This window comes from Streptomyces sp. NPDC091416 (assembly GCF_044756845.1).
GTDB lineage: Bacteria > Actinomycetota > Actinomycetes > Streptomycetales > Streptomycetaceae > Streptomyces.
On sequence record NZ_JBIVTU010000033.1, the window covers coordinates 1 to 24124 of the forward strand.

At 71.0% G+C, this 24124-nt stretch carries 19 protein-coding genes and 1 tRNA gene; 2 read left to right on the top strand and 18 right to left on the bottom strand.

The window, feature by feature from the left end:
* From ACIQMX_RS41330 to ACIQMX_RS41370, 9 genes are all read right to left on the bottom strand, one after another.
* Nucleotides 1-418 (bottom strand): DUF6879 family protein (locus ACIQMX_RS41330; RefSeq protein ID WP_402486603.1); only part of this gene is annotated, 418 nt, incomplete at its 3' end.
* 2 nt (nt 419-420) lie between these two features.
* Nucleotides 421-624: a hypothetical protein gene (locus ACIQMX_RS41335; RefSeq protein WP_360862499.1), complete on the bottom strand. Its 204-nt coding sequence runs from the start codon at nt 622-624 to the stop codon at nt 421-423.
* 353 nt (nt 625-977) lie between these two features.
* Entirely contained in the window at nt 978-1235 is a 258-nt protein-coding gene (locus ACIQMX_RS41340; protein ID WP_402486606.1) for a hypothetical protein, read from the bottom strand.
* Nucleotides 1232-1921, bottom strand: a complete 690-nt coding sequence (locus ACIQMX_RS41345) for a hypothetical protein (protein ID WP_402486608.1) — start codon at nt 1919-1921, stop codon at nt 1232-1234. Before ACIQMX_RS41345 ends, ACIQMX_RS41340 begins: the two co-directional genes overlap by 4 nt.
* On the bottom strand, nt 1918-2169 hold the full coding sequence (locus ACIQMX_RS41350; RefSeq protein ID WP_402486661.1) for a helix-turn-helix domain-containing protein: 252 nt from the start codon (nt 2167-2169) through the stop codon (nt 1918-1920). The genes ACIQMX_RS41345 and ACIQMX_RS41350 overlap by 4 nt, the downstream gene beginning before the upstream one ends.
* Before the next feature lie 341 nt (nt 2170-2510).
* Nucleotides 2511-4334, bottom strand: coding sequence for an ATP-binding protein (locus ACIQMX_RS41355; protein ID WP_402486611.1), 1824 nt, complete (start codon nt 4332-4334; stop codon nt 2511-2513).
* Nucleotides 4331-5173 carry a bifunctional DNA primase/polymerase gene (locus ACIQMX_RS41360; protein ID WP_402486613.1) on the bottom strand — a complete coding sequence of 281 codons (843 nt, stop codon included), beginning with the start codon at nt 5171-5173 and terminating at the stop codon, nt 4331-4333. Before ACIQMX_RS41360 ends, ACIQMX_RS41355 begins: the two co-directional genes overlap by 4 nt.
* Complete coding sequence (locus tag ACIQMX_RS41365; RefSeq protein WP_402486616.1) at nt 5170-5472, bottom strand: hypothetical protein; 303 nt, start codon at nt 5470-5472, stop codon at nt 5170-5172. Before ACIQMX_RS41365 ends, ACIQMX_RS41360 begins: the two co-directional genes overlap by 4 nt.
* Nucleotides 5469-5696 (bottom strand): helix-turn-helix transcriptional regulator, encoded by a 228-nt coding sequence (locus tag ACIQMX_RS41370; protein WP_402486619.1) that lies wholly within the window; start codon nt 5694-5696, stop codon nt 5469-5471. The genes ACIQMX_RS41365 and ACIQMX_RS41370 overlap by 4 nt, the downstream gene beginning before the upstream one ends.
* A gap of 96 nt (nt 5697-5792) precedes the next feature.
* Between ACIQMX_RS41370 and ACIQMX_RS41375 the strand changes: the two genes are divergently transcribed.
* Both ACIQMX_RS41375 and ACIQMX_RS41380 read left to right on the top strand, forming a co-directional pair.
* Nucleotides 5793-6485 (top strand): helix-turn-helix domain-containing protein, encoded by a 693-nt coding sequence (locus ACIQMX_RS41375; RefSeq protein WP_402486622.1) that lies wholly within the window; start codon nt 5793-5795, stop codon nt 6483-6485.
* Nucleotides 6466-7668 carry a tyrosine-type recombinase/integrase gene (locus ACIQMX_RS41380; RefSeq protein ID WP_402486625.1) on the top strand — a complete coding sequence of 401 codons (1203 nt, stop codon included), beginning with the start codon at nt 6466-6468 and terminating at the stop codon, nt 7666-7668. The genes ACIQMX_RS41375 and ACIQMX_RS41380 overlap by 20 nt, the downstream gene beginning before the upstream one ends.
* 94 nt (nt 7669-7762) lie before the next feature.
* Here the strand turns inward: ACIQMX_RS41380 and ACIQMX_RS41385 are convergent.
* The 9 genes from ACIQMX_RS41385 to ACIQMX_RS41425 form a co-directional block, all read right to left on the bottom strand.
* Nucleotides 7763-7836: transfer RNA gene (locus ACIQMX_RS41385), tRNA-Thr, on the bottom strand.
* 98 nt (nt 7837-7934) lie between these two features.
* A complete protein-coding gene (locus tag ACIQMX_RS41390) occupies nt 7935-9485 on the bottom strand; it encodes an alpha/beta hydrolase (protein WP_402486628.1) in 1551 nt (516 codons plus the stop codon).
* A gap of 222 nt (nt 9486-9707) precedes the next feature.
* Complete coding sequence (locus tag ACIQMX_RS41395) at nt 9708-10913, bottom strand: DNA polymerase III subunit delta' (protein ID WP_402486630.1); 1206 nt, start codon at nt 10911-10913, stop codon at nt 9708-9710.
* Between the two features lie 369 nt (nt 10914-11282).
* Entirely contained in the window at nt 11283-14573 is a 3291-nt protein-coding gene (gene tmk / locus ACIQMX_RS41400; protein WP_402486633.1) for a dTMP kinase, read from the bottom strand.
* Between the two features lie 349 nt (nt 14574-14922).
* Nucleotides 14923-17793 carry a type I DNA topoisomerase gene (gene topA / locus ACIQMX_RS41405; protein ID WP_402486636.1) on the bottom strand — a complete coding sequence of 957 codons (2871 nt, stop codon included), beginning with the start codon at nt 17791-17793 and terminating at the stop codon, nt 14923-14925.
* A 312-nt stretch (nt 17794-18105) separates the two neighbouring features.
* Entirely contained in the window at nt 18106-18303 is a 198-nt protein-coding gene (locus tag ACIQMX_RS41410) for a hypothetical protein (protein ID WP_363071676.1), read from the bottom strand.
* Nucleotides 18304-19078: 775 nt separating this feature from the next.
* Nucleotides 19079-20605: a methyltransferase gene (locus tag ACIQMX_RS41415; protein WP_402486640.1), complete on the bottom strand. Its 1527-nt coding sequence runs from the start codon at nt 20603-20605 to the stop codon at nt 19079-19081.
* A 72-nt stretch (nt 20606-20677) separates the two neighbouring features.
* Nucleotides 20678-21304 carry a small secreted protein gene (locus ACIQMX_RS41420; protein ID WP_363071680.1) on the bottom strand — a complete coding sequence of 209 codons (627 nt, stop codon included), beginning with the start codon at nt 21302-21304 and terminating at the stop codon, nt 20678-20680.
* Nucleotides 21305-21582: 278 nt separating this feature from the next.
* Nucleotides 21583-24018, bottom strand: a complete 2436-nt coding sequence (locus tag ACIQMX_RS41425) for a sodium-translocating pyrophosphatase (protein ID WP_402486643.1) — start codon at nt 24016-24018, stop codon at nt 21583-21585.
* Nucleotides 24019-24124 lie beyond the last annotated feature (106 nt).

A 24124-nucleotide genomic window follows, 5' to 3' on the forward strand; every position in this document is an offset into this window, starting at 1 on the left:
CGGTTGTGGTGTCGGTGTCGTCGATGTGCATGCGCACCAGGGTCCGGGAGTCGAACAGCCACAGGTCGAAGTCGGGCAGGCCCAGCCGCACCGCCTCGGCGCGCGGCAGTACGCGGATGTCCTCGCCCGCCTCGACGTTCCCGGCAGCCGTGGCCATGAGGAACCGCTGCCCGTCCGTGGGCGGGTCGTCAACGATCCGGACCCGAGAGAACCGCGCGCCCTGCTCCGCCTTGGCCCGTACGTTCACGTTCCACGGGTGGCCCGGCTGTGGCGCCGGGGCGATGCCGCGCATGAACCCCTGGAACCGGGCGCCGGCCCGGTCGGTGGCGTAGCCGCGGCGAGTCTCCAGACGGAACGCGGTGTGCTGGAACTCGGCGAAGTGGTGAGCGATCTCCTCGAAGAGGATCAGGGGCGGCAAGGTCACTCCTTGGGGGCAAAGCGGGTCAGCAGCGCGCGCGGGATGACCACGAACGTCTCGTGCTCGCCGACATCGCGCAGTTGGGCAAGGTGCTCGGGATCGGTGAGCCGGTCGCCCTGGACGACGATGTCGCCGGTCTCCTCGACCTCGTACAGCGTCGGGCAGTTCCCATGCTCGGACGTGGTGCCGATGAACCTGAGCGTCATGGTGGCGCCCCCTTCCCGTTGGTGGGGGCACCAGCATGCAGCCCCCTGCCCGGCCCTGGACGGCAGTTGCGCAAGATTGCAGCGACTCCCAGACGCCGCCCCGTTGCACGCAACAACGCCCGGCCCTCGCGAGGGCCGGGCAGCTGAAGCACCCGAAGAAGGGCGTCACGCAACGTGACGGCGGCGGACCCTTTGAACCCTCCGCCACCCCGAGCGCCCTCCCCCGCGTCTCTCCACCCCCGGGGGCTTGGGGGTACCCCCCTGGGTGGGTGTGACGCTGCGTGTCGTCCGGCGTTGCGCCGGGCTGGTGCTCTGCGTTGCGCAGTGCGGCAGCGTCTGCCTGCGCTTCGTGTTCAGGGGGCCTCGCCGCTGAGGAGCTGGTCGAACTGGCCTCGGTCTCGGGCATCGACGATCTGCTGTGGCGTCATGTGCTTGAGGTCGGTACGGGTGAGTTGTCCTTCGGCCGGCGGCCTTGGCGCGCGCCCGAGGTGCTTGTCGAGCAGGCCTGTCTCCTCTGCCTGCACGTACTCCTCGGGTGTGAGTGCCTTGACGTCGCTGGGGGTGAGCTGCCCTGCGGGGTACGTCCAGGCAGGGGGGTGGGGGGTGGTCATGCGCTGTGTCCCTTCCGTGTGCGGAAGCCCGCGCGGACTCCTGCCTTCACCTTGTCGATGCGTTCCTGCGCGTTCGCCTGTGCCTGTGCGTGCCGCGGTCCGGTGGGGTGGGCGGCGAGGTACTTGACTGCGATGCCGAGCTGCTCCAGGTGGTAGGGCAGGTTGCTGATGTGGTTGACGGTCGCGTACACGCTGTCGCCGACGAAAATCTGGGTGGAGCCGTTGGCGCGTCCGAGGTGCGCGTGATCGGCTCGAACATCGTTGGGGGAGTGGACCACGGGCACGTCGAGGGCAGTCATGCGGGCCCGCCACTGGTTGACTCGGGTGTTGTGGTCTGCGAAGTGCTGGGTGTAGGCGAGCAGCGCGGTGAAGAGGTCGTCGACCAGCTTGTCGGGGTCGGTGGTCTGGGTGTAGGCGTCGATGTCTGCCTTGAGTTCGGCGAGGTCGGCGAGGCGGGCGGCGCGCTTGGCCTGTTCGGCTTTGCGTCGGGTGGCTTCGGCACGGAGCTGGGCGAACTGCCCGAGCTCGCGGGCGGATGCGATCTGTTCGGGGGTAACGGTGTCGTCGCCGTTGCGTACGCGTTCTTCGAGGGCCGCGGCGAGTGCGGCGGCTTCGTCGGCTTCCTGAACAGCGGTGGCGACGTCGGCGGCCGCGGTTTCGTGGGCGGCGGTGAGGCGGTTGGTCATGCGGCTGTCCCCTTTCTGTACGCGTCCAGGGACGCGGTGTTGATGAGCCAGGCCGGGCCGGCGCGTCGCGCAAGAACGCGGCCGGCCCGTGCGAGGCGACGTACGTACTCGGGGCTGCAACCCATGAGTGCAGCGGCTTCGTACGCGGTCAGTTCCACCGTGGCAGGGACAGCGGCGGGGGTTCCGGGGACGGAACTTGGTGCGGGGCGGGCGGGGCGTTGTGCCGCGTCGTGGAGGGCGTACAACACCCGGCGGACCTCGGGGGAGACTTCGCCGCCGTCGGCCCGAACGCGGGCGGTGAGGTCGCGCACCAGGGCACGGAGGACTTCACCGGCGACGCCTGAGGGGATGGTGACGGAGCCGTCCGGGCCGATGAGCCGGGCAGTGCCGGGGTCAGGTGGCGTGGTCACGAGCGGCTGCCGGGGTGCGGGTGGCCCAGATGAGTTCGCACGTCTTGTCGGCGCACTGGACGAGGGCGTGCCGGGTGTTGGCGACGCGGGCTGTCCCGACTTCTCGTACGGGTTGGGGTGGTGCGGCAGGCCGGGCAGTGCGCCCGGTACGGGGCGGGGGTCTTGGGCATCAGCGGCTCCTACTCGCAGCCGGGGTGGTGGGTGTCGCCGTTCGCGGTGAGTACCGGGTCCATGGGGAGGTTGCAGCCGTAGCACTCGGACTGAGTAGAGAGAGGCTGCATTTCAGCGTCCCCCAGCGTCCCAGCGTCCCCCGGTGAGAAAAAGTGCAGGTCAGGGGCGGTGGCTTGGGGGGTCGCTGGGAACCGTTCAGCGGCCCCCTTAGTGCCCCCCAGCGGCCCCCCGGCGGGGAGGGGGGTCGCTAGCGGCCCCCCTGTAGCGACCCCCCTGTTTTCGCTGGTCAGGGCGCCATCCGGGGTGCTGGGGGTCGCTGGGGACGCTGTTTCGTACCTTCTCTCTGCTGATGCCGTCAGGTGGTACAGCTTCTGCCGCTTGGGCTTGGGCCCGCGCTTGCTGTCGTCGACCTCGATACCGATGGTCCGCAGCGCGGGGGCGAGGCGCTTGAGCTGCCCGCCGGCACGCGTCGGGTCCTTCGGCCACTTCTTCGGCAGCTTGTCCGGGGTCGGCACCTGCTCCAGCAGCTCGGACGCGGTGAGGATGACGCCGTCGGGGCCTGCGCGGTCTACGAACGCGGTGACGGCTGCTGCGAACGGCTCGCCGTCCAGAACGTCGGCTACGGCGTCGCGGGTGCTGGCCTTGTACGTGTCGAGGGTCTGCCAGCCCTGGACCTTGTCGACTGCGGCGAGGACGCGGGCGAAGTCGGCCATGCGGGGGCGCTCGGTGAGAACGACGTCGGGCAGCACCTTGAGCACCTGGGCGAGGAGGTCGAACAGGGACGCCAGGATGGACGGGTGTGCTTCGGCGTAAGCCGCGTCCATCTCGGCTTCCTCGCGCCGCTTGTGGTCGGGGATCAGGTGCAGCTCGATCGTGAGCAGCCGTTCGGCGAGGTCCCCGGCGAGCGCTCCGGCGTCGATGGTGGTCATGGCGAGGACCCGGCGGAACTCCAGCACGACGACGTCGTCGTCGGTGTAGAGGGCGCGGTCGACGATGCCGTCTCCGGTGACCGCGCGGCACAGGGCGTCGGACAGCCAGTCGGGGATGACGGACACGTTGTCGAGGCACAGGGCCCAGGAGTTGAACGCCTGGGTGGCCCACGACTTGATGTCGCGGGGCGCGGTGCGCTTAGGGGCGCCGGACGGGTCGATGATGCCGATGACCATCTTCGCCGAGTAGGACTTGCCGGTGCCCTGCTCGCCGCGGAACGTGAGGATGGGGTGGGGAAGGTCCGGGATGAAGCACGCGACCAGCCAGGCGACGAGGAGCCGGAACCCTTCCTCGTCGGTGTTGAGCAGGTCTCGGAGCTTGGCCAGGCCGTCACCGTCCCGCACGGGCGCGGGCAGAGGCTTCATGGCGCCCGAGCGGCGGAAGAGGACCGGGGAGCGGGCCGCGCGTTCCCACCCGTCGGGGGTGATGACGACGCATCGGCCGTCCGCGTCGCCGAGGTCAACGACGACTCCGTCCCCGTGGCGCGCCACCCGGACGTGCGGGACGCGGGGGTCGGCGGCCTGGGCGACGCCTTCGAGCACGGTCATCGCGTCGGCGAGCGCCGACTGCGAGGCGACGGCGCCGCCGTGTTCGTCGTTGTAGATCCGGGAGAGCTGGGAGCGCAGGCCGGCCTTCCCGCGGAGCGGCAGGGCGATGTTCGCTCCGTCGGTCTTCACCCCATAGGGGCGTCCGTCCTCGGACATGAACAGGTCGTACCGCTTGCGCGCAATCGCGACCAGCTGCGCGGCCTGCGACGGGCCTCGCCCCTTGCTCTCCTCGGGCTCGTTGACGTCGTTCTGTTCCAGAATCTTGCGCGCCTTCGCGGCGGTGTCATCGGTCATCGGGTGGCCCTTGATCGGTAGGCGGAGGTGATGGTCTGGCGGGCTTCCGCCTCGGTGAGCCCCACGTGTGCGGCCGCATCGAGCAGGGCACCGGCGACGTTCGGCGCGGGGTTGCCGTCCTGCTCGAAGGCGCGGCAGGCGGCCCAGTACAGGCGGTTGTTCCGGTCGCCGGACTGCGACTCAAGAACGAACCGCACAAGGGGGGCGAGCCGCCCGGGCGTCTTGCGCGCTGTCGGGGCCGCGGCGGGCGCGGGGTGAGCGGGCGCGGCCAGCAGCGCGGCGAGGAGCCATGCGGGTACGACTGCGGGCGGCTGCTCAGGGTCGGCCAGCTCGTAGACGACACCGGTCGCGTGCACGGACCCGGGGCCGATGACGTAGCCGTTGCCGCTGCGTACGTCGCCGTCGAACTTGCCGCGCAGTGCGCCGAGCCCGTTGCCGAGCCTCGTGCTGGCCGGGGCCCAGTAGTAGTCGTGGTGTCCCTTGGCGGTGGTGACGCGCATCGTGGGCGTATGCCGGTGGCCGAACGCTTCTGCGGCGTCCTCGATGGCCCCGGGCCGGTCGGAGTCGACAACGAGGAGCCGTGCCCCGTCCGGGCCCGCGCAGCCGCCGACCGCGACGCCGACGTTGCGCAGCCGCCCGCCGATGCTGCTCTGCATCTGGTCGTTGTCGAGGGTGTGGGCTCGGGTGAACGGGACGCAGGGGTGCTTTCCGCGGTCCGTGCAGGTGGCCGGGTCGTGGCCGCGTCCGATGCCGCTGCACCGCTCGGTGCCGGGGTGGTCGCAGGGGAAGACGGGGAAGCCATGGCGGATGAGCCAGAGCGCACCTTCGAGGGGTGTCACGGCGCCTCCTCGGTGACGGGCTCCAGCCAGTAGCCGCGGTGGGGGCCGGTACTGCCGCAGTGCGCGGAGCGGTGCCCGTAGGCGGGGCGCAGCTGGTCGCCGCCGCCGTGGCGGTGGGTGCGCCGGCAGTACGGGCAGGTGTCGATCACGAGGACCCAGTACCGGCCGAAGCACCCACGGGCGGCGTAGGCGCGGCAGTAGGCGATGACAGAGGCGCGCGGTACGGTGGTGGTCGACCCGCTCGCCCGCTGGTCTTCAGCCCCCTGGTTGCCCGCCGGGGGGTTTCTTCTTGCGCTCATGCCGCGGCGCCCCCGCTCACGGTGCGCTCATCGAGCCACTTCTCGATGGCGCTGCGCTTGTACTTGATGCGTCCGCTGCGTCCGGGACTGGTCTTGATGTAGTCCGGCCCCGTGCCCATCCACCGCCAGGTCGCGAGCGTCTGCTCGCTGAATCCGTACTCCGCGCGCACCTGCTTCGGGCTGAGCAGCCCCACGGTCGTCACTTTCGATCCAGTGATGTTCACAATGAACACTCCTACAGCTACAGTGAACACATGACAGCGATGAAGGTAGCACCCCAAGAGCAGAAATGGACACCGCCTCGGCCTAGGCTGGCGTGTATGACTGCCGAGAAGCGCCGGCCTCGCCCGGCAACCCAGTACGGGCCGACTGCGGTCGCCGTCGCGCAGAACGTGAAGCGTCTCCGCGAGGTGCGGAACCTGACGATCTACGCCCTCTCCGGCGCCCTCGGAGAAGCGGGGCGGCCGATTACTCCGTCTGCTGTGGCGAAGATCGAGAAGCAGCAGCGGCAGGTGACGGTGGACGATCTGGCGGCGCTCGCCACGGTCTTCAACGTTTCGCCAGCCGCTCTGCTCCTTCCGATGAGCGAGGCCGACGAGGTGGAGGTGACGGGCGCCGGGGCGGTACGCGCGGCCGCCGCTTGGGCGTGGGCGAACAGTCAGCGGCCCTTGCGGTTGACGCCGGGGCGCGAGGAGACGGAGTTGCTGGAGTTCCAGCTCTACAGCCTGCCGCTTCGCGTGCGGAACTCCCGTCAGCACCCTGCCGGGCGTGCTCTGAATGCCGCGCAGCACGACGTGGAACGGCTCATCGACTCGTCTCGCTTCGTCATGGAGGGCAGTACGGCCTTCGATGAAGATCTGGACGCCGCCCGCGTGGCCGTGGAACGCCTCGCCGCCGAGGTCAACCGCGTCGGGGTCTCCCACAACGAGTGGGCGCGCGAAATGGGCGTGTGGAAGAGCGATGCCGTAAAGCGCGCCAAGAAGGAGGAGCCCGATGGCCCGAGTGTGGATTGAGGACCGCGAGAACCACGCCGACTACCGGGCCTCGATGGAGAAGTGGCAGGAAGCGAAGAGGGCGGGCAGCAAGCGCAAGCCGCCGGGGCGGTGGCGGGTTCGCTGGTACGGGCCCGATGCCAAGGGCAAGGCGGCGACGTTCCAGAAGCTGCCCCAGGCCGAGGCGGAGGTGAACGCGATCACGGCCCGGCTCGACAAGGGCTCGTACCGCGACCCGAAGTCGGGGAAGGCCGCGACGAAGCTGGTCGCCGAGGAGTGGTTCACCTCGAAGCGGAAGATCGGCCGGACGACGCGTCATGACTACCGGGAGCTGCTGGACCTGTACGTCATCCCGAAGTGGGGTGACTGGCAGGTCGGAGCGATCCAGTGGGAGGACGTCTCTGCGTGGCTCACGGAGCTGGAGACGCAGCCCGGGAAGTCGGGCAAGAAGCTCGGGGCGGCCCGGATCATCAAGGCGTACCGCGTCCTGTCGATGGTGATGAAGCACGCGGTGTTCTCGAAGCGCATCAGCGGCAGCCCGTGCCACGACCACGAGCTGCCGCGGCCGGACGATGAGGATGAGCACGTCTACCTCACGTACGACCAGTTGGAGCGCCTGGCCCTCGCGGCGGGCGAGTACCGGCTGATGATCCTCACGCTGGGGTACAGCGGGATTCGGTGGGCGGAGGCGTCGGCCATCAAGACAGGCCGGCTGCTCGTGCCGAAGCGCCGCATCCGGATCGTGCAGAACTACACCGACGTTCGCGGGGTGCTAGAGCTCGGACCGGTGAAGAACCACGAAAAGCGGTCGGTGCCCATTCCCCGCTCGTTCGCCGACGAGCTCGGCGCCCTCGCCCGCGGCAAGGGCCAAGGGGATCTACTGTTCACCGCACCCGAGGGCGGCCCGCTTCGGTACAACAACTTCCGCAACCGCGTCTTCGACCCGGCGGTGAAGGTGGCCGGCCTGGGCGGGATGGGCATCACGCCGCACAAGCTGCGGCACACCGCGGCGTCGCTCGCCATCGCGGCCGGCGCCGACGTGAAGGTCGTCCAGTTGATGCTCGGGCACAAGGATGCGGCGATGACGCTGAACATCTACGGGCACCTGTTCCCGGACCGCCTCGATGAGGTCGCGGACGCCTTGGACGCGGGCCGCATGGTCGCACTGGCGATGAAGGATGCGCCGGTCACGCTCGGCACCTAGCTGAAGTAGCGCGTACAGAATGCGTACTGGCCCCCGGCGGTGATCTTGCCGGGGGCCAGCCGCGTACCGCACCTGATCTGCGGTTTCCTATCTGAGCCGCCTTCGGGATTCGAACCCGAGACCTACGCATTACGAGTGCGTTGCTCTGGCCAACTGAGCTAAGGCGGCGCGCCCTGTCGCACCATGATGCGATCAGCGGCCTGGCCAAGTCTACACAGTTTCGAGGGGTGCTCCGTACCGCCCCGTTTCCCCGCCTCAGTCGCAGGTCAGGAGCACTTCTTACCGTCGTCCGGCGCGGTGCCCTCCAGGAGGTACCTGTTGATCGCCGTGTCGATGCAGTCGCTGCCGCGGCCGTACGCCGTGTGACCGTCACCCTCGTAGGTGAGGAGCGTGCCCGACGAGAGCTGGCCGGCCAGGGACTTCGCCCACTTGTACGGAGTAGCCGGGTCCCGGGTGGTGCCGACGACCACGATCGGGGCGGCGCCTTCGGCCTTGATGGGGTGCGGGGTGCCGGTGGCGGGGACCGGCCAGTACGCGCAGTTCAGGGAGGCCCAGGCGAAGTTCTTCCCGAAGACCGGCGAGGCCTTCTCGAAGGTGGGCAGAGCCTGGCTGACCGCCTGGGGGGTGGCGAAGGCGGGCGGGAGGTCGAGGCAGTTCACGGCCGCGTTGGCGTACATGAGGTTCGCGTACGTGCCGTTCGGCTCGCGCTCGTAGTAGCTGTCCGCCAGGGAGAGCAGGCCCGAGCCGTCGCCCGCCCGGGCACCGGTGAGCGCCTCGCGGAGCTGGGGCCAGGCCGTCTCGTCGTACATGGCGGCGATGACGCCCGTGGTGGCGAGGGACTCACCGAGCCTGCGGGACTCGCCCGTGGCGATCGGCTTCGCGTCGAGGTCGCTGAACAGCTTCTTCAGGTTCGCCGCCGCATCGGCGGCGGACGTCGTGCCGAGCGGGCAGTCCGACTTCTTCACGCAGTCCGCCGCAAAGGACTGGAACGCGGTCTCGAATCCCGCGGTCTGGTCCCGGTTCATCTCGGCCGACGGGAGCGAGGGATCCATCGCGCCGTCGAGCACGAGCCGGCCCGCCCGGGCGGGGAAGAGCTCGGCGTACGTCGCACCCAGGAACGTTCCGTACGAGGCACCGACGTAGTGCAGCTGCTCGTCGCCGAGGAGCTCCCGCAGGATGTCCATGTCGCGGGCGGTCTCCACGGTGGAGACGTGCGGCAGGATCTCGCCCGAGCGCTGCTCGCAGCCCGTGGCGAACTTCTTGAACGAACTGCTCAGCTTCGTGACCTCGCCGGCGTCGTCAGGGGTCTGGTCGACCTGGGTGTAGGCGTCCATCTGCGGACCGGTGAGGCACTCGACGGGTTCGCTGCGCGCCACGCCGCGCGGATCGATGGCGACCATGTCGTAGCGGGCGCGCACCTGGGCGGGGTAGCCGATCGCGGCGTATCCCTGGAGATAGCCGATGGCCGATCCGCCGGGGCCTCCCGGGTTGACCAGGAGCGAGCCGATCTTCTTGCCGGGGCCGGTGGCCTTCTTCCGGGAGACGGCCAGCTTGATCTCGCCGCCCTCCGGCTTCGCGTAGTCGCGCGGCGCCTTCATCGTGGTGCACTGGAACCCGGTGACCCCGCAGTCCCGCCAGCTCAGTTGCTGTGCGTAGAACGGCTTCAGCGCCGCCGGTACGGCGGAGGGCGTGGCCGAGGCCGCCTGTGCGGGCGCCGAGGCACCCGTCGTCGAACCCCCGTCGGTACATCCGGAGACGAGGAGGCCGGCGGTGCCGAGCGCTAGGGCGAGGGTGCGGAGCGGGCGCCTGGTATGCATGTCCGGAGCGTAGCCGCCGGGCGTCGGCTCGTCCGATTCCCCGCTCTTTCGGGTGATTCGATGGTCAGTCGGGCTGTGCGGCCGACGCGTCGTTCGGGGAACGGCCGGACTGTGCGGGGGCTCGCGCCGTTCGGAGAACGGCCGGACTGTGCGGGGCCTCGCGCCGTTCGGAGATCGGCCGGACTGTGCGGCCGTCGCGGCACGCAGCCGTGCCCGGCGGTCTCAGCCCGCCCGTAGCGCCATCGTCATCGCCTCCACCGCGAGCAGCGGCGCCACATTGCGGTCCAGGGCCCGGCGGCACGCGGTCACCGCCTCGATGCGGCGCAGGGTGCGCTCCGGTGTGGACGCGCGGGCGATACGGTCGAGCGAGTCCTGGGCGTCCGCGTTGGCGATGGCGATCCGGGAACCCAGCTGCAGGGCGAGCACATCGCGGTAGAACCCGGTCAGTTCGGTGAGTGCCAGGTCGAGGCTGTCGCGCTGGGTGCGGGTCTTACGGCGCTTCTGCCGGTCCTCCAGCTCCTTCATCACCCCTGCCGTGCCCCGCGGCATCCGGCCCCCCGCCGAGGCGCCGAGTGCGGCCTTCATGTCCTCCGTCTCCTTGACGTCGACGTCCTCGGCCGCCTGCTTCGCGTCGTCGGTGGCGGTGTCGATCAGTTCCTGGGCGGCCTTGAGACAGCCGCCGATGTCGTCGACCCGCAGCGGAAGCTTCAGGACGGCCGCCCTGCGGGCACGCGCCCGCTCGTCGGTGGCCAGGCGGCGGGCCCGGCCGATGTGTCCCTGGGTGGCACGGGCGGCGGACGCGGCCCGCTCCGGATCGATGCCGTCGCGGCGGATCAGGACATCGGCGACGGCGTCGACCGACGGAGTGCGCAGCGTCAGGTGGCGGCACCGTGACCGGATCGTGGGCAGCACGTCCTCCAGCGAGGGCGCGCAGAGCAGCCACACCGTGCGCGGCGCGGGCTCCTCGACCGCCTTGAGCAGCACGTTGCCCGCGCCCTCGGTGAGGCGGTCGGCGTCCTCCATGACGATGACCTGCCAGCGCCCGACGGCCGGCGAGAGCTGGGCGCGGCGGACCAGCTCGCGGGTCTCCTTCACACCGATGGAGAGCAGATCGGTGCGGATCACGTCGACATCGGCGTGCGTACCGATGAGGCTCGTGTGACAGCCGTCGCAGAAGCCGCAGCCCGGCGCGCCGCCCAGGGCACGGTCCGGGCTGGTGCACTGCAAGGCGGCGGCGAAGGCCCGGGCGGCGGTGGACCGGCCGGAGCCCGGGGGGCCGGTGAACAGCCAGGCATGCGTCATCTTCGAAGCAGGCGGCACCGGCTGCCCCGCGGAATGGGCGGTGACCAGCGCATCGGCGTCCCGGGCGGCGGCACCGAGCTGCTCCTGCACGCGGTCCTGGCCGACCAGGTCGTCCCATACGGACACGGGTCACGCCCTTCCGGTGGTGTGCGGGCCGTTCCGTGGAAAGGCGACGCGGGTTTCATGTGGCTTCCGCCATGGCTGTCGCCGTGACGTTCGCCGGTCCGGCTTCCCATTGTGGGGGACGGGTCTGACATTGATGCCGATACCCGGGCGGCCGGACGCCGATGGCCCCCACCTGTTCGCGACCCGGACGGCCGGACGCGGATGCTCCCGCGCCTGTTCACGACCCGGGCGGCCGGACGCCGATGGCCCCGCGCCTGTTCACGACCCGGGCGGCCGGACGCCGATGGCCCCGCGCCTGTTCACGACCCGGGCGGCCGGACGCCGATGGCCCCGCGCCTGTTCGCGCGGGGCCATCGGCGTCGTGCCCGTTCAGCGACGCGGGCGGCGTCCCCGGCCCCTGGGCCCGGGGTCCTCGTCGTCGTGGTCGCCGAGCAGCTCGTCCGCCAGCGTGGGCAGATCGTCCAGCGGGGTCTCCTCCGCCCAGTCCGGGCGCGGACGCCCCGACCGGCCGGACGACTCCTGCCGGTCCCGGTCCGCGTGCGGGTTCGCCTGCGGGTCGGTGATCTGCGGCAGCTCGCGGGTGCGCTCGTTCTCGCCCTCCGGTGCGGAGGCCGCCGGGCGCTCGTCCCGGAAGATGCCGCGCGGTACCCGGTCCGCCGGATCGGCGTCACGTCCGGCGGTCCGCCCCGTGCCCCGGCCGGTGTTCCGCCCGGCGTCCTGTCCGGAGTCCCGTCCTCCGTCCCGTACCGGCGGAAGCACCGCCGTCTCGTCCGCCGCACCCGGCTGTCCGGGCGTGTCGGAGATCTTCGGGATCATCGCCGTCTCGGCCTCGTCGGAAGGCCAGGGCGCAGACGGCCACGCGCTGCGGGGCCGCTCGGAGCCGGACTGCGGATCCACCGGAGAAGGCACCGGCTGCGTGATCTCGTTCGGGTTGACGATCGGGGTCGGCACCGTCAGCTCGCTGTCCGGCACGGAAGGAGAGGACGGCGCGGACGGAGAGGCGGCACGCGCGGCCTCGGCGGCCTCCGCATCGGCTTCCGCCTGGGCGGCCGCCTCCCGGGCGCGGGCGCTCTCCGCGGCGGCAGCGGCCTCCGCCTCTGCCTGCCGTCGAGCCGCCTCGGCCCGGAGCAGGGCCTCCTCCGCCTTGCGCTGCTTCTCCAGACGCCGGGCCTCGGCCTCCTGGCGCAGCCGGGCCTCCTCCTCGGCCTGGCGGCGCAGCCGCGCCTGCTCGGCCTCGCGGGCGGCGTCCTCGGCCTCGACCCGGGCGCGCTCCTCCTCGGCGACGCGGCGGGCCTCCTCGGCGCGCTGCCTGGCCTCTTCCGCCTGGCGTTCGGCCTCGCGCCGACGCGCTTCCTCCTCCTCGCGGCGCTTGCGCTCCTCCTCCTCGGCACGGAGCTTGGCGAGCTGCTCCTGACGCTCACGCTCCAGGCGCTCCTCCTCCGCCTTGCGCGCGGCCTCCTCCTCGGCGAGCCGCCTGGCCTCTTCCTCGGCGGCCTTGCGCGCCTCTTCCCGGGCCTTGATCTCGGCCTCGGAGAGCGGAAGGAGCTGGTCGAGCCGGTGGCGTACGACCGTGGTGATCGCCTCCGGTTCCTGGCCGGCGTCCACCACCAGGTAACGCGTCGGGTCGGCGGCGGCCAGTGTCAGGAAGCCGGAGCGGACCCGGGCGTGGAACTCGGGCGGCTCGGACTCCAGCCGGTCGGGCGCTTCGGTGAACCGTTCCCGCGCCGTCTGCGGGTCGACGTCCAGGAGCACCGTCAGATGGGGTACGAGTCCGCTCGTCGCCCAGCGCGAGATCCGGGCGATCTCGGTCGGCGCGAGATCACGGCCGGCGCCCTGGTAGGCGACGGACGAGTCGATGTAGCGGTCGGAGATGACGATCGCGCCCCGCTCCAGCGCCGGGCGCACGACCGAGTCGACGTGCTCGGCGCGGTCGGCGGCGTACAGCAGTGCCTCGGCCCGGTTGGAGAGCCCGGCCGACGACACGTCGAGCAGGATCGAGCGCAGCCGCTTGCCGACAGGGGTCGCACCCGGCTCGCGGGTGACGACGACCTCGTGGCCCTTGGCGCGGATCCACTCGGCGAGCGCCTCGACCTGGGTGGACTTGCCCGCTCCGTCACCGCCCTCCAGGGCGAGGAAGAAGCCGGTCCCGGCGGGCGCGACCGCCGGGTCTCCGCCGCGCAGTGCCTCGCGCAGATCGCGGCGCAGCGGCACTCCGGAGCGGTCGTCCGTCTTGGCGAGGACGATCGCGGCGACCGGCAGCAGCAGGGCGCCGATCAGCATCAGGGTGAAGGCGGCGCCGCCGTGCGCGAAGACGAAGTCGCCCGCGGTCAGCCGGTGGGTGCCGATGGCGGCGGCCAGCAGCGGGCCGCCGACCGCGCCGAGCGCGATCAGGACCCGGACGACGGCCTGGAGGTGCTCGGTGGTCCGCGCCCGGCGGAACTCCTCGGTCTCCTGGTCGACGAGCACGTGGCCGGTGTTCGCGGCGACACCCGCCGCGTATCCGGCGAGCACGGCGAGCAGGAGGACGGTCGCCGTGTCCGGCACCAGGCCCATCGCCAGGAGCGTGACTCCGGTGACGGCGGTGGCCAGCGAGAGCAGCCGCCGCCGCGACAGGGTGGGCAGCACCTTCTGCGCGGTGCGGATGCCGACACCCGTACCGCCGGTCAGGGCGAGGATCAGCAGGGCGAAGGTGGCGGGGCCGCCACCGAGGTCGACGGCGTCCAGTACGGCGACGGCGGCCGCGGCCGCGATCGCTCCGGCGACCGCGGCGCAGGTCGCGACGATCAGCGGGACCGAGCCGGTGCGGCCCTTGTCCGGTCCGGTGCCGGCGGACGGCCGGCGCAGCCCCTCCAGGGGCGAGCGCGGACGCGGCGTCGGCGTACCGGGCAGTTCCAGGAAGTACAGGGTGGAGATCGAGGCGGAGAACAGCCCGGCCGCGACGTACGAGCCGAGGGCCGCCTGATGGAAGGAGAACCACTCCAGGCCGGAGCCCAGCAGGTTGCCGATCAGCGTGGCGGCCAGCAGAACGGCCGCGGCGGCGGGAACGGCGGCGAAGTCGGTACGCAGGGACAGCCGGCGCAGCGCGTCGAGGTGGTCCGGCAACGGGCGCACCGCGGCGCCCTCGATCGGCGGTGCGGGCAGCAGCGCGGGCGCCGCCCCGTCCTTCGCGATCGTCCACAGACGTTCACCGGCGCCGGTGACGAAGACGGTGATGAGGATCATCATGAGCGCGTTGTCGGGCGTCCAGTCGATCCACAGGGGCGCCACGACCAGCATCGCGAGCCGCAGCCCGTCGGCGCCGATCATCAGCCATCGCCGGTCGAGCGGCCCTCCCGGCGCCGTCAGGGCCGTCAGCGGCCCCAGGAGTACGGCTCCGAAGAGCAGGGTGGAAATAATCCGGGCCCCGAAGACGGCGGCGACGGCGAAGGCCGCCCCGCGGTATCCGGATCCGAATGAGCCCTCAAGGACCGCCGCTTGCAGCGACAGCAACATCAGCACGAGAAGGGCGAGTGCATCGCCGGTACTGCCGACGAGCTGGGCGCTCCACAACCGCTTCAGCGGGGGAACACGCAACAGGGCTCGTACGGCGCGCTCGCGTGAGTCTGCGGCAAGTGTGTCGGAGGTGGGGCTCACGACCGTTGGCTGCTCGGCTCGCGTCATCCGCCCAGCCTATCGGGAGCGCGACGGTGCCCGGGGTCCGCGTCCGAACATACGACCGTCGCCCTCACGATCCGACCGCCCATCCGGAACGCTTCCCACCCCGCGAAACCGTCCCTCTCCCGGCCGCCCTGGCCTCAGCGCCTCTCCCAGGCCCTCTCCCCCGCGTACCAACCAGCCCCTCCGGCGTTTGAGGAGCGGGGGTCCGGGGGCAGGGCCCGCCGCAGGCGCGGCCACCGCACCCGACAAGGCGCCGCCCGGTCCCGGACACGGCAACGCCGGAGGGGCTGGACACACGTCCAGCCCCTCCGGCGTTCAGGCCTCCAGGCACTATGCCCCGGGCCCGGGGAGGTCAGTCCTCCGCAGAAGCCGAGCCGGAAGCCGCCTTCTTCGCCGCGGTGGCCGTCTTCTTCGCCGCAGTCGTCTTCTTCGCCGTAGTCTTCTTGGCCGCCGTAGCCGTCTTCTTCGCCGCGGTCGCCTTCTTGGCCGGCGCCTTCTTTGCCGGCGCCTTCTTCGCGGGAGCCTTCTTCGCCGTCTTCTTCTTGGCCGGCCCCTTGGCCCGCTTCTCGGCGAGCAGTTCGTAGCCGCGCTCCGGCGTGATGTCCTCGACGCTGTCGTCGGTCCGCAGCGTCGCGTTCGTCTCGCCGTCCGTGACGTACGCGCCGAAGCGCCCGTCCTTGACCACCACCGGAGCACCGCTCACCGGGTCGGTGCCCAGCTCCTTCAGCGGCGGCTTGGCCGCGGCCCGCCCGCGCTGCTTCGGCTGGGCGTAGATGGCGAGGGCCTCTTCGAGCGTGATGTCGAAGAGCTGGTCCTCGGAGGTCAGCGACCGCGAGTCCGTGCCCTTCTTCAGGTACGGGCCGTAGCGGCCGTTCTGCGCGGTGATCTCGACGCCTTCGGCGTCCTCGCCGACGACGCGCGGCAGCGACATGAGCTTCAGCGCGTCGGCCAGCGTCACCGTGTCCAGCGACATCGACTTGAAGAGCGAGGCCGTCCGCGGCTTCACCGCGTTCTTGCCGGTCTTCGGGGTGCCCTCGGGCAGCACCTCGGTGACGTACGGGCCGTAGCGCCCGTCCTTGGCGATGATCTGGTTCCCGCTGACCGGGTCCGCACCCAGCTCGAAGTCGCCGCTCGGCTTGGCCAGCAGCTCCTCCGCGTACTCGACGGACAGCTCGTCGGGCGCCAGGTCCTCGGGGACGTCCGCGCGCTGGTGGCCCTCGGAGTCCTTCTCGCCGCGCTCGATGTACGGGCCGTAGCGGCCGACGCGCAGCTTGATGTCGTTGCCGACGGGGAACGAGGAGATCTCGCGGGCGTCGATCGCACCGAGGTCGGTGACGAGCTCCTTGAGCCCGCCGAGGTGGTCGCCGTCGCCGTTGCCCGCGTCGGAGGCCTTCCCGGCACCGGCCGCGTCGTCACCCTCCTGCGCACCGAAGTAGAAGCGCTTCAGCCACGGCACGGACTGGGCCTCGCCGCGCGCGATGCGGTCGAGGTCGTCCTCCATACGGGCCGTGAAGTCGTAGTCGACGAGCCGGCCGAAGTGCTTCTCCAGCAGGTTGACCACGGCGAACGACAGGAACGACGGCACCAGGGCCGTGCCCTTCTTGAACACGTACCCGCGGTCGAGGATCGTCCCGATGATCGAGGCGTACGTCGACGGGCGGCCGATCTCGCGCTCTTCCAGCTCCTTGACCAGCGAGGCCTCGGTGTAGCGGGCCGGCGGCTTGGTCGCGTGGCCGTCGACGGTGACCTCGTCGGCGGTCAGCGCGTCGCCCTCGGCGACCTGCGGCAGCCGGCGCTCACGGTCGTCGAGCTCGGCGTTCGGGTCGTCGGCGCCTTCGACGTACGCCTTCATGAAGCCGTGGAAGGTGATCGTCTTGCCGGACGCGGAAAACTCGGCGTCCCGGCCGTCACTCGCCCGGCCGCCGATCTTGACGGTGACGGAGTTACCGACCGCGTCCTTCATCTGGGAGGCGACGGTCCGCTTCCAGATCAGTTCGTACAGCCGGAACTGGTCACCGGTGAGACCGGTCTCCGCCGGGGTGCGGAAGCGGTCCCCGGAGGGGCGGATCGCCTCGTGCGCCTCCTGCGCGTTCTTGACCTTGCCGGCGTACGTGCGCGGCTTGTCCGGCAGGTAATTCGCACCGTAGAGCTGCGTGACCTGCGCCCGGGCCGCGGAGATGGCGGTGTCCGAGAGCGTCGTGGAGTCGGTACGCATGTAGGTGATGAAGCCGTTCTCGTACAGCTTCTGCGCGACCTGCATGGTGGCCTTCGCCCCGAAGCCCAGCTTCCGGCTCGCCTCCTGCTGGAGGGTCGTCGTACGGAAGGGGGCGTACGGGGAGCGGCGGTACGGCTTCGACTCGACGGACCGCACGGCGAACGTGGAGTCGGCGAGCGCGGCGGCCAGGGCGCGGGCGTTCGTCTCGTCCAGGTGCAGCGTCTGGGCGGAGCCGGCCTTGAGCTGCCCGTCCGGGCCGAAGTCACGGCCCTGGGCGATACGGCGCCCGTCGACCGCGCTGAGGCGGGCGGTGAGCGTCGAGGGGTCGGAGGCGTCACCGGCACGGCCGGTGGCGAAGGTGCCGGTCAGGTCCCAGTACTCGGCGGAACGGAAGGCGATGCGCTCGCGCTCCCGCTCGACGACGAGGCGGGTGGCGACGGACTGGACACGGCCCGCCGACAGCCGCGGCATGACCTTCTTCCACAGGACCGGCGAGACCTCGTACCCGTAGAGGCGGTCGAGGATACGACGGGTTTCCTGGGCGTCGACCATGCGCTGGTTGAGCTCGCGCGGGTTGGCGACGGCGGCCCGGATCGCGTCCTTGGTGATCTCGTGGAAGACCATGCGGTGGACGGGGACCTTGGGCCTGAGGACTTCCTGCAGGTGCCACGCGATGGCTTCGCCCTCGCGGTCCTCATCGGTGGCGAGGAAGAGTTCGTCGGACTCGGCCAGCAGCTGCTTGAGCTTCCTGACCTGGGCCTTCTTGTCCGCGTTGACGACGTAGATCGGCTGGAAGTCGTTCTCCACGTCGACGCCGAGACGGCGTACCTCGCCGGTGTACTCGTCCGGCACCTCCGCCGCGCCGTTCGGGAGGTCGCGGATGTGCCCGACGCTCGCCTCGACGACGTATCCGGGGCCGAGATAGCCCTTGATCGTCTTCGCCTTGGCAGGCGACTCGACGATGACGAGTCGGCGGCCGCCCTGTGCGGTCTCGCTGGTCGGGGACAACTTCGCTCTTCTCTCCGGTCGACGCTCGGTGGGCATCAGGGCAGCGCGATGGCGCTGCCGACAGTGCTGTCGCTGCGGAGTGTGACGGTACAACCCGCCCCCGTGTCAAACGGCAAAAGCCCGCAACGGCCACTCGAACGGTAACCCGACTTCCGCCATTCCTGCCGCCCGGCCCGCTCGGTCCGCCGCCTGCGGGGCTGCTGCCTGCGGGTTTCGCGGCGCTGTGGCCGCCCTGCGGACGAGAAGCCTCCGGGGCGGCCTGCCCGGGCGTGTTCCGGGGGCGGGCCCGGGCAGGCCGGTGCCGGAGCGCGTTCAGACGCGGGTGAGGCACCACACCCCGAGAACGAGGAAAAGTACGCCGAACACGGTGGCGAGTGCGGTGGAGGCGGCGGGGCTCACCCCGTGCGCCACCGGCGCACGGTGCAGCACGCGCGCCCCCGTCCACAGCAGCAATGCCGCGCCGAACAGCGCGAACACCGTTCCGGCGAAGACAGCAGGTCCGCTCTCCATACCCGTACGCCTCCCCGTCGCCCGGCACGGTCTGCCCGCCCGGTGCCGTCCCCGTTCGGAGGGAGGCTCCCACCGCGGAACGTCGCAGGCACGAACTCCGGGTGAACAGCCGGGCCGTGGTGGACATCCCGCGGCGAAAGCGCCCCGACGCCGCACGGCAGGCAGGACAGCAGGCACGGCCGGCACGGCAACCATGGCCGAATTCACCTCCCGGCCGGGGCCGGACGTACCTCACGGACCGGGCCTGACGCTCCACACAGCAGGGGTTGTCCTGCGTCGCGTGCCGCTTCGCTCGAACCCCGTCAGCTGTACGAGGGTGCGCAGCGCGGGCCCGCTCCCGTCACGGCTGGCCCGTACCGCCGCCTCGGCGAGGGAGACCGTCAACGGCTGCCCCGAACCGCAGCCCCGGCTGGGGGGGACCACTCTCATCCGCCCTTAACCGCCGGCCCGGCCAGGGGCAGCTCACAGCCGCCCCTGAACCGCCGCCCCTGTCCTGGAGCCCGTCGCCCGGGGACGACTCAGGCCTCCGCGGACAACTCAGGGCCGGCTCAGGCCTCGTGGACCGTCGGGCGCGAGGCACCCGACAGCTCGCGTCCGCGCCCGCAGGTGCGGGCGGTGCGCCAACCGGAACCCGGCGCCGACGCACCGGACGGGCCGCAGCAACGGTGAAGGCACTGGTGAAGAGGCCGCCCCGTACATACGGCCGAGGCACCCGGCCGCGGACCGGAGCCCGTCACCGGAGCTCACGACCACCCTCCCGACGCAGATCGTCCAGTCATCCGCCCGGCCGGGGCAGGGGCTCCAGGAAGCCCTCCTCGACCAGCAGCCGGATGGCCTGCGGGGTACGGTCACGCAGCAGCACCGGATCCTCGTTCATCAACTGGGCGATCGCGTCCAGAATCCGGCCTGCGGGCAGCGATCCGTCGCACACGCCGGCGAACCCGGCACCGACCGCGTCGACCTTCGTCGCGCGTCGCATGCCCCGGTTCTGACGCAGCACCACGTGCTCGGGGTCCTCGGCCCCCGGCAGTCCCACCTGCTCCTGCACGACCTCGGTGGCAAGGGTGAAGTGTGCGGCCAGCAGCCCCGCGTCATCCTGCTCACGCAGGTAGTCCTGGCGGGCGAAGTGCGCCTCGATGGCCGGTCCGAGCGGCTGCTCCACCGCGTGCGGCCACTCCTCGATCACGACCGAGGGCTCCCCGGCGGCTGCCGCGGCGGACTTCCGGAGCGTGATCCAGCCGAAGCCGACCCCCTTAGTGCCACGGGCCTCGAACTCGTCGAGCCAGGCGTCGTACCGCGCGGCGTACTCCGCGGGGTCCGTGCGGTGGTCGCCGCTGTCGCGCAGCCACAGCTCCGCGTACTGCGTGACGTCCTGCACCTCGCGCTGCACGATCCAGGCGTCACAGCCCTGCGGCACCCAGGAACGCAGCCTGTCCTGCCACTCCTCGTCGTCGGTGTGCTGCCAGTTGGCCAGGAAGTGGGCGTAGCCGCCCTCGTTGAGCCGATCGCCGGTCCGCTGCACCAGGGTCCGGCACAGGTCGTCGCCCGCCATGCCGCCGTCTCGGTAGGTGAGGCGGGCGCCGGGCGAGATGACGAAGGGCGGGTTGGAGACGATGAGGTCGTACGTCTCCGTGCCGACGGGCTCGTACAGCGAACCCTCGCGCAGGTCGGCCGGGGCGGCGCCGGACAGGGCGAGGGTGAGCCGGGTGAAGTCGAGGGCGCGTGGGTTGAGGTCGGTGGCGGTGACCCGGGTCGCGTGCTGCGCGGCGTGCAGCGCCTGGATGCCGGAGCCCGTACCGATGTCCAGGGCGGAGCCGACGGGCCTGCGGACGGTGATTCCGGCGAGAGTGGTGGACGCCCCGCCGATCCCGAGGACGACGCCCTCCTCACGCGAACCGATCCCGCCGGCGCCGCCGACCGCGCAGCCCAGGTCGGAGACGATGAACCAGTCCTGGTCCTCCGGGCCGCTGTAGGGCCGCACATCGACCGTGGCCCGCACCTCGCCGTCCGCCTCGGTCAGCCAGCCGTCCGCCACGCACTCCGCCAGCGGCAGCACGGCTGCTGCCCGTTGGGCGGGGACCGGACACTGAAGAAGGAACAGGCGCACGAGCGTGTCGAGCGGCGCGTCGCCCCGGGTGGCGCGGAGCGCCGGAACCGTCTCGCTGCGGGCGAGCGCGGCGTAGGCGGGTGCGCCGAGCAGTTCGAGGAGCCCGTCTGCGGTGAAGGCGGCTGCGAGCAGGGCTTCGCGGAGCCGGGTCGCGTGGTCTGCTGCGGGAAGACTGGTCTTACTCACATGCCCCATTGTGACGGCTCCCACTGACAACGGCAGCGGCCCGGCGGCCCACCAGGGGACGCCGGGCCGTTCGCGGACCCGCTACGACTCCTTGCTGGGCGAGGCGGACGCCTCCTTGGACGGCGCAGCCTCCTGCGGGGCACCGGCCGCGGGCGACGCCGAGGCCGTGGGCTTCTGGCAGCCCTTCTGCTTGGCCATCGCTTCGCCGACCTCGCCGGACTGAAGCTTCTTCAGTGCCTGGTCGCCGTTGGTGCTGATCTTGTTCAGTTCGTCGGCGATGCCCTTGAGGCCGTCGGCGAACTCCGCCTGGTCCTTCGTGTTCAGGGCGTCGACCTTCTTCTGCAGATTCGCGTAGGCCACGGAGGAGGCGTTGAGCTCCTTCACGGCCTCCTTCTGCGTCGTCTCGCCGTCGTCGACCGGCGGCGGGCCCGCCGAGTCGACGGCCGTGCCCAGCGCCTTGTACGCCTGCGAGATCTGCTGGAAGGCGGCCGAGTCGGTCTCCTGGACGTCGGCGGGCTTGCTGTTGTCGGCGGTCTGCTGCTGGATCGAGGCGTTGGCGTTCGCGATCTTCTGCAGCTGGGGCTGGACCTGGTCACAGACCTTCTTGGCCCAGTCGTTCACCTTGTCGTCGCTGTCGTCGCTGCAGCCCGACAGCGTAAGTACCAGTACCGCACCGCCGGACAGCGCGGCCGCTAGCTTCTTGTTCACCGGATTGGTCCCTTCCAAGGCTCTCGGCCCCGGAACTTACACGCCGAGCGCCCTCCATCCGGGTGCCGGGCATCCGGTAGATGGGCTTTTGCAGCCATTTGCACCAAGGGAAATGAGGGAGATACAACTCACCCGCACAGCCCCCGATCGCAGGAACACCAGAACGATCCGCCACTCGTGCGGACACAGCAGCGGGCGGACGCGACATCAGGATGCCCCGCCCGCCCGACTGGTGAGTGCCCGTCATTCACGTGCGCGTACGTCGTGCCGGTTCCCTCTCACTGAGCGGCTGCCGGGTCGGCCGGCCTGGCCGTACCCTCCCCGCCACCGCCCTCGGAACCATCGTCCTCGCCCACCGCGATCCCCCTCCGCTTGGAGACGTAGACAGCGCCGACGATGACCGCGATGGCCAGCACGGCCACGACCGCCCGCACCCCCGCGCTCGCGTCCTCGCCGTAGCTGAACTGCACCACCGCGGGGGCGATGAGCAGTGCCACCAGGTTCATCACCTTGAGCAGGGGGTTGATCGCCGGCCCGGCCGTGTCCTTGAACGGATCGCCGACCGTGTCGCCGATGACGGTCGCGGCATGGGCGTCACTGCCCTTGCCCCCGTGATGACCGTCCTCGACGAGCTTCTTCGCGTTGTCCCACGCACCGCCGGAGTTGGCGAGGAAGACGGCCATCAGCGTGCCGGTGCCGATCGCGCCCGCCAGATAGGAGCCGAGCGCACCGACACCGAAGGTGAAGCCGACCGCGATCGGCGCCAGTACCGCCAGCAGACCGGGAGTGGCCAGCTCGCGCAGCGCGTCCTTGGTGCAGATGTCGACGACACGCCCGTACTCCGGCTTCTCCGTGTGGTCCATGATCCCGGGGTGCTCGCGGAACTGCCGTCGCACCTCGTAGACCACGGCGCCCGCCGAACGGGACACCGCGTTGATGGCCAGTCCGGAGAAGAGGAAGACCACCGCGGCGCCGAGGATCAGACCGACCAGGTTGTTGGGCTGGGAGATGTCCAGACTCAGCCCCAGCTCCCCGGCCGAGGCACCGACGTCGTCGACCGCGGTGGCGATCGCGTCCCGGTAGGAGCCGAAGAGCGCCGCTGCCGCCAGAACCGCCGTGGCGATGGCGATGCCCTTGGTGATGGCCTTGGTCGTGTTGCCCACGGCGTCCAGGTCGGTGAGGACCTGCGCTCCGGCGCCGGTGACGTCACCGGACATCTCGGCGATGCCCTGCGCGTTGTCGGAGACCGGGCCGAAGGTGTCCATGGCGACGATCACACCGACGGTGGTGAGCAGCCCGGTACCGGCCAGCGCCACCGCGAAGAGCGCCAGCATGATCGACGTACCGCCCAGCAGGAAGGCCCCGTAGACGCCGAGGCCGATCAGCAGCGCGGTGTACACGGCGGATTCCAGACCGATGGCGATACCGGCCAGCACCACGGTCGCCGGTCCGGTCAGCGAGGACTTGCCGATGTCTCTGACGGGACGCCGTCCGGTCTCGGTGAAGTAGCCGGTGAGCTGCTGGATCAGGGCCGCCAGCACGATGCCGATGGCGACGGCGACCAGCGCGAAGACCCGCGGGTCCCCGCCGTGCGAGGTGATGGCCGCATCGGTGACGCCGTCCAGTTCCGCGTACGAGGACGGCAGGTAGACGAAGACCGCGACGGCCACCAGCACCAGCGAGATGACGGCGGAGATGAAGAAGCCGCGGTTGATGGCGGTCATCCCGCTGCGGTCGGTGCGGCGCGGGGCGACCGCGAAGATCCCGATCATCGCGGTGATCACACCGATCGCCGGCACGATGAGGGGGAAGGCGAGGCCCGAGTCGCCGAAGGCGGCCTTGCCCAGGATCAGGGCGGCGACCAGCGTGACGGCGTACGACTCGAACAGGTCGGCCGCCATGCCCGCGCAGTCCCCGACGTTGTCGCCCACGTTGTCGGCGATGGTGGCGGCGTTACGCGGGTCGTCCTCCGGGATGCCCTGTTCCACTTTGCCGACCAGGTCGGCACCGACGTCGGCCGCCTTGGTGAAGATGCCTCCGCCGACCCTCATGAACATCGCGATCAGCGCCGCACCGAGCCCGAAGCCCTCCAGCACCTTCGGCGCGTCGGCTGCATAGACGAGAACCACGCAGGAGGCGCCCAGGAGCCCCAGTCCCACGGTGATCATGCCGACCACGCCTCCCGTACGGAAAGCGATCTTCATTGCTTTGTGCGAAACGGCAGTGAGATCCTTTTCTGGTTCGCCTTCCGCGGGGGTCGCCTCACGCGCGGCGGCAGCCACCCGGACATTGCTCTGTACGGCCAGTCTCATGCCGATGTATCCGGTGGCTGCCGAGAAAAGCGCACCGACCAGGAAGAACACCGAACGGCCTGTGCGCTGCGACCAGTTGTCGGCCGGAAGCAGCAGAAGCAGGAAGAAGACCACGACCGCGAATACGCCGACCGTGCGCAGCTGCCGGGCCAGATAGGCATTCGCGCCCTCCTGGACCGCGGCCGCGATCTCCTTCATGCGCTCGGTGCCCTCGCCCGCCGCCAGCACCTGGCGCACCAGCAGCTGGGCGACGATCAGCGCGGCGACGGCGACGACCGCGACGACGATCACGATGACGCGGTTGTCATCGGTGAGTACTGCGGCTGCGAGAGTGGTGGGTGGGTCGGAAAGTGCGGAAAACCGCGTCGGATCTGCCAGTGGTGTGATGCCGAACCCCGCCATACGTCCTCCTTGACGCTCAGCGCTCAAGACGTGGACGGATTGTAGGGAGCGGAACACGATCAAAACAGTGCGCGGTAAATGTAATTGACCTCCATCCACCGAACGG

Excerpts from the sequence above, each read along its gene's own strand:
- ACIQMX_RS41335 (WP_360862499.1), bottom strand. The coding sequence starts at position 624 with ATGACGCTCAGGTTCATCGGCACCACGTCCGAGCATGGGAACTGCCCG.
- ACIQMX_RS41340 (WP_402486606.1), bottom strand. The coding sequence starts at position 1,235 with ATGACCACCCCCCACCCCCCTGCCTGGACGTACCCCGCAGGGCAGCTC.
- ACIQMX_RS41345 (WP_402486608.1), bottom strand. The coding sequence starts at position 1,921 with ATGACCAACCGCCTCACCGCCGCCCACGAAACCGCGGCCGCCGACGTC.
- ACIQMX_RS41355 (WP_402486611.1), bottom strand. The coding sequence starts at position 4,334 with ATGACCGATGACACCGCCGCGAAGGCGCGCAAGATTCTGGAACAGAAC.
- ACIQMX_RS41365 (WP_402486616.1), bottom strand. The coding sequence starts at position 5,472 with ATGAGCGCAAGAAGAAACCCCCCGGCGGGCAACCAGGGGGCTGAAGAC.
- ACIQMX_RS41375 (WP_402486622.1), top strand. The coding sequence starts at position 5,793 with ATGACTGCCGAGAAGCGCCGGCCTCGCCCGGCAACCCAGTACGGGCCG.
- ACIQMX_RS41380 (WP_402486625.1), top strand. The coding sequence starts at position 6,466 with ATGGCCCGAGTGTGGATTGAGGACCGCGAGAACCACGCCGACTACCGG.
- ACIQMX_RS41390 (WP_402486628.1), bottom strand. The coding sequence starts at position 9,485 with ATGCATACCAGGCGCCCGCTCCGCACCCTCGCCCTAGCGCTCGGCACC.
- tmk (WP_402486633.1), bottom strand. The coding sequence starts at position 14,573 with ATGACGCGAGCCGAGCAGCCAACGGTCGTGAGCCCCACCTCCGACACA.
- ACIQMX_RS41410 (WP_363071676.1), bottom strand. The coding sequence starts at position 18,303 with ATGGAGAGCGGACCTGCTGTCTTCGCCGGAACGGTGTTCGCGCTGTTC.
- ACIQMX_RS41415 (WP_402486640.1), bottom strand. The coding sequence starts at position 20,605 with ATGGGGCATGTGAGTAAGACCAGTCTTCCCGCAGCAGACCACGCGACC.
- ACIQMX_RS41425 (WP_402486643.1), bottom strand. The coding sequence starts at position 24,018 with ATGGCGGGGTTCGGCATCACACCACTGGCAGATCCGACGCGGTTTTCC.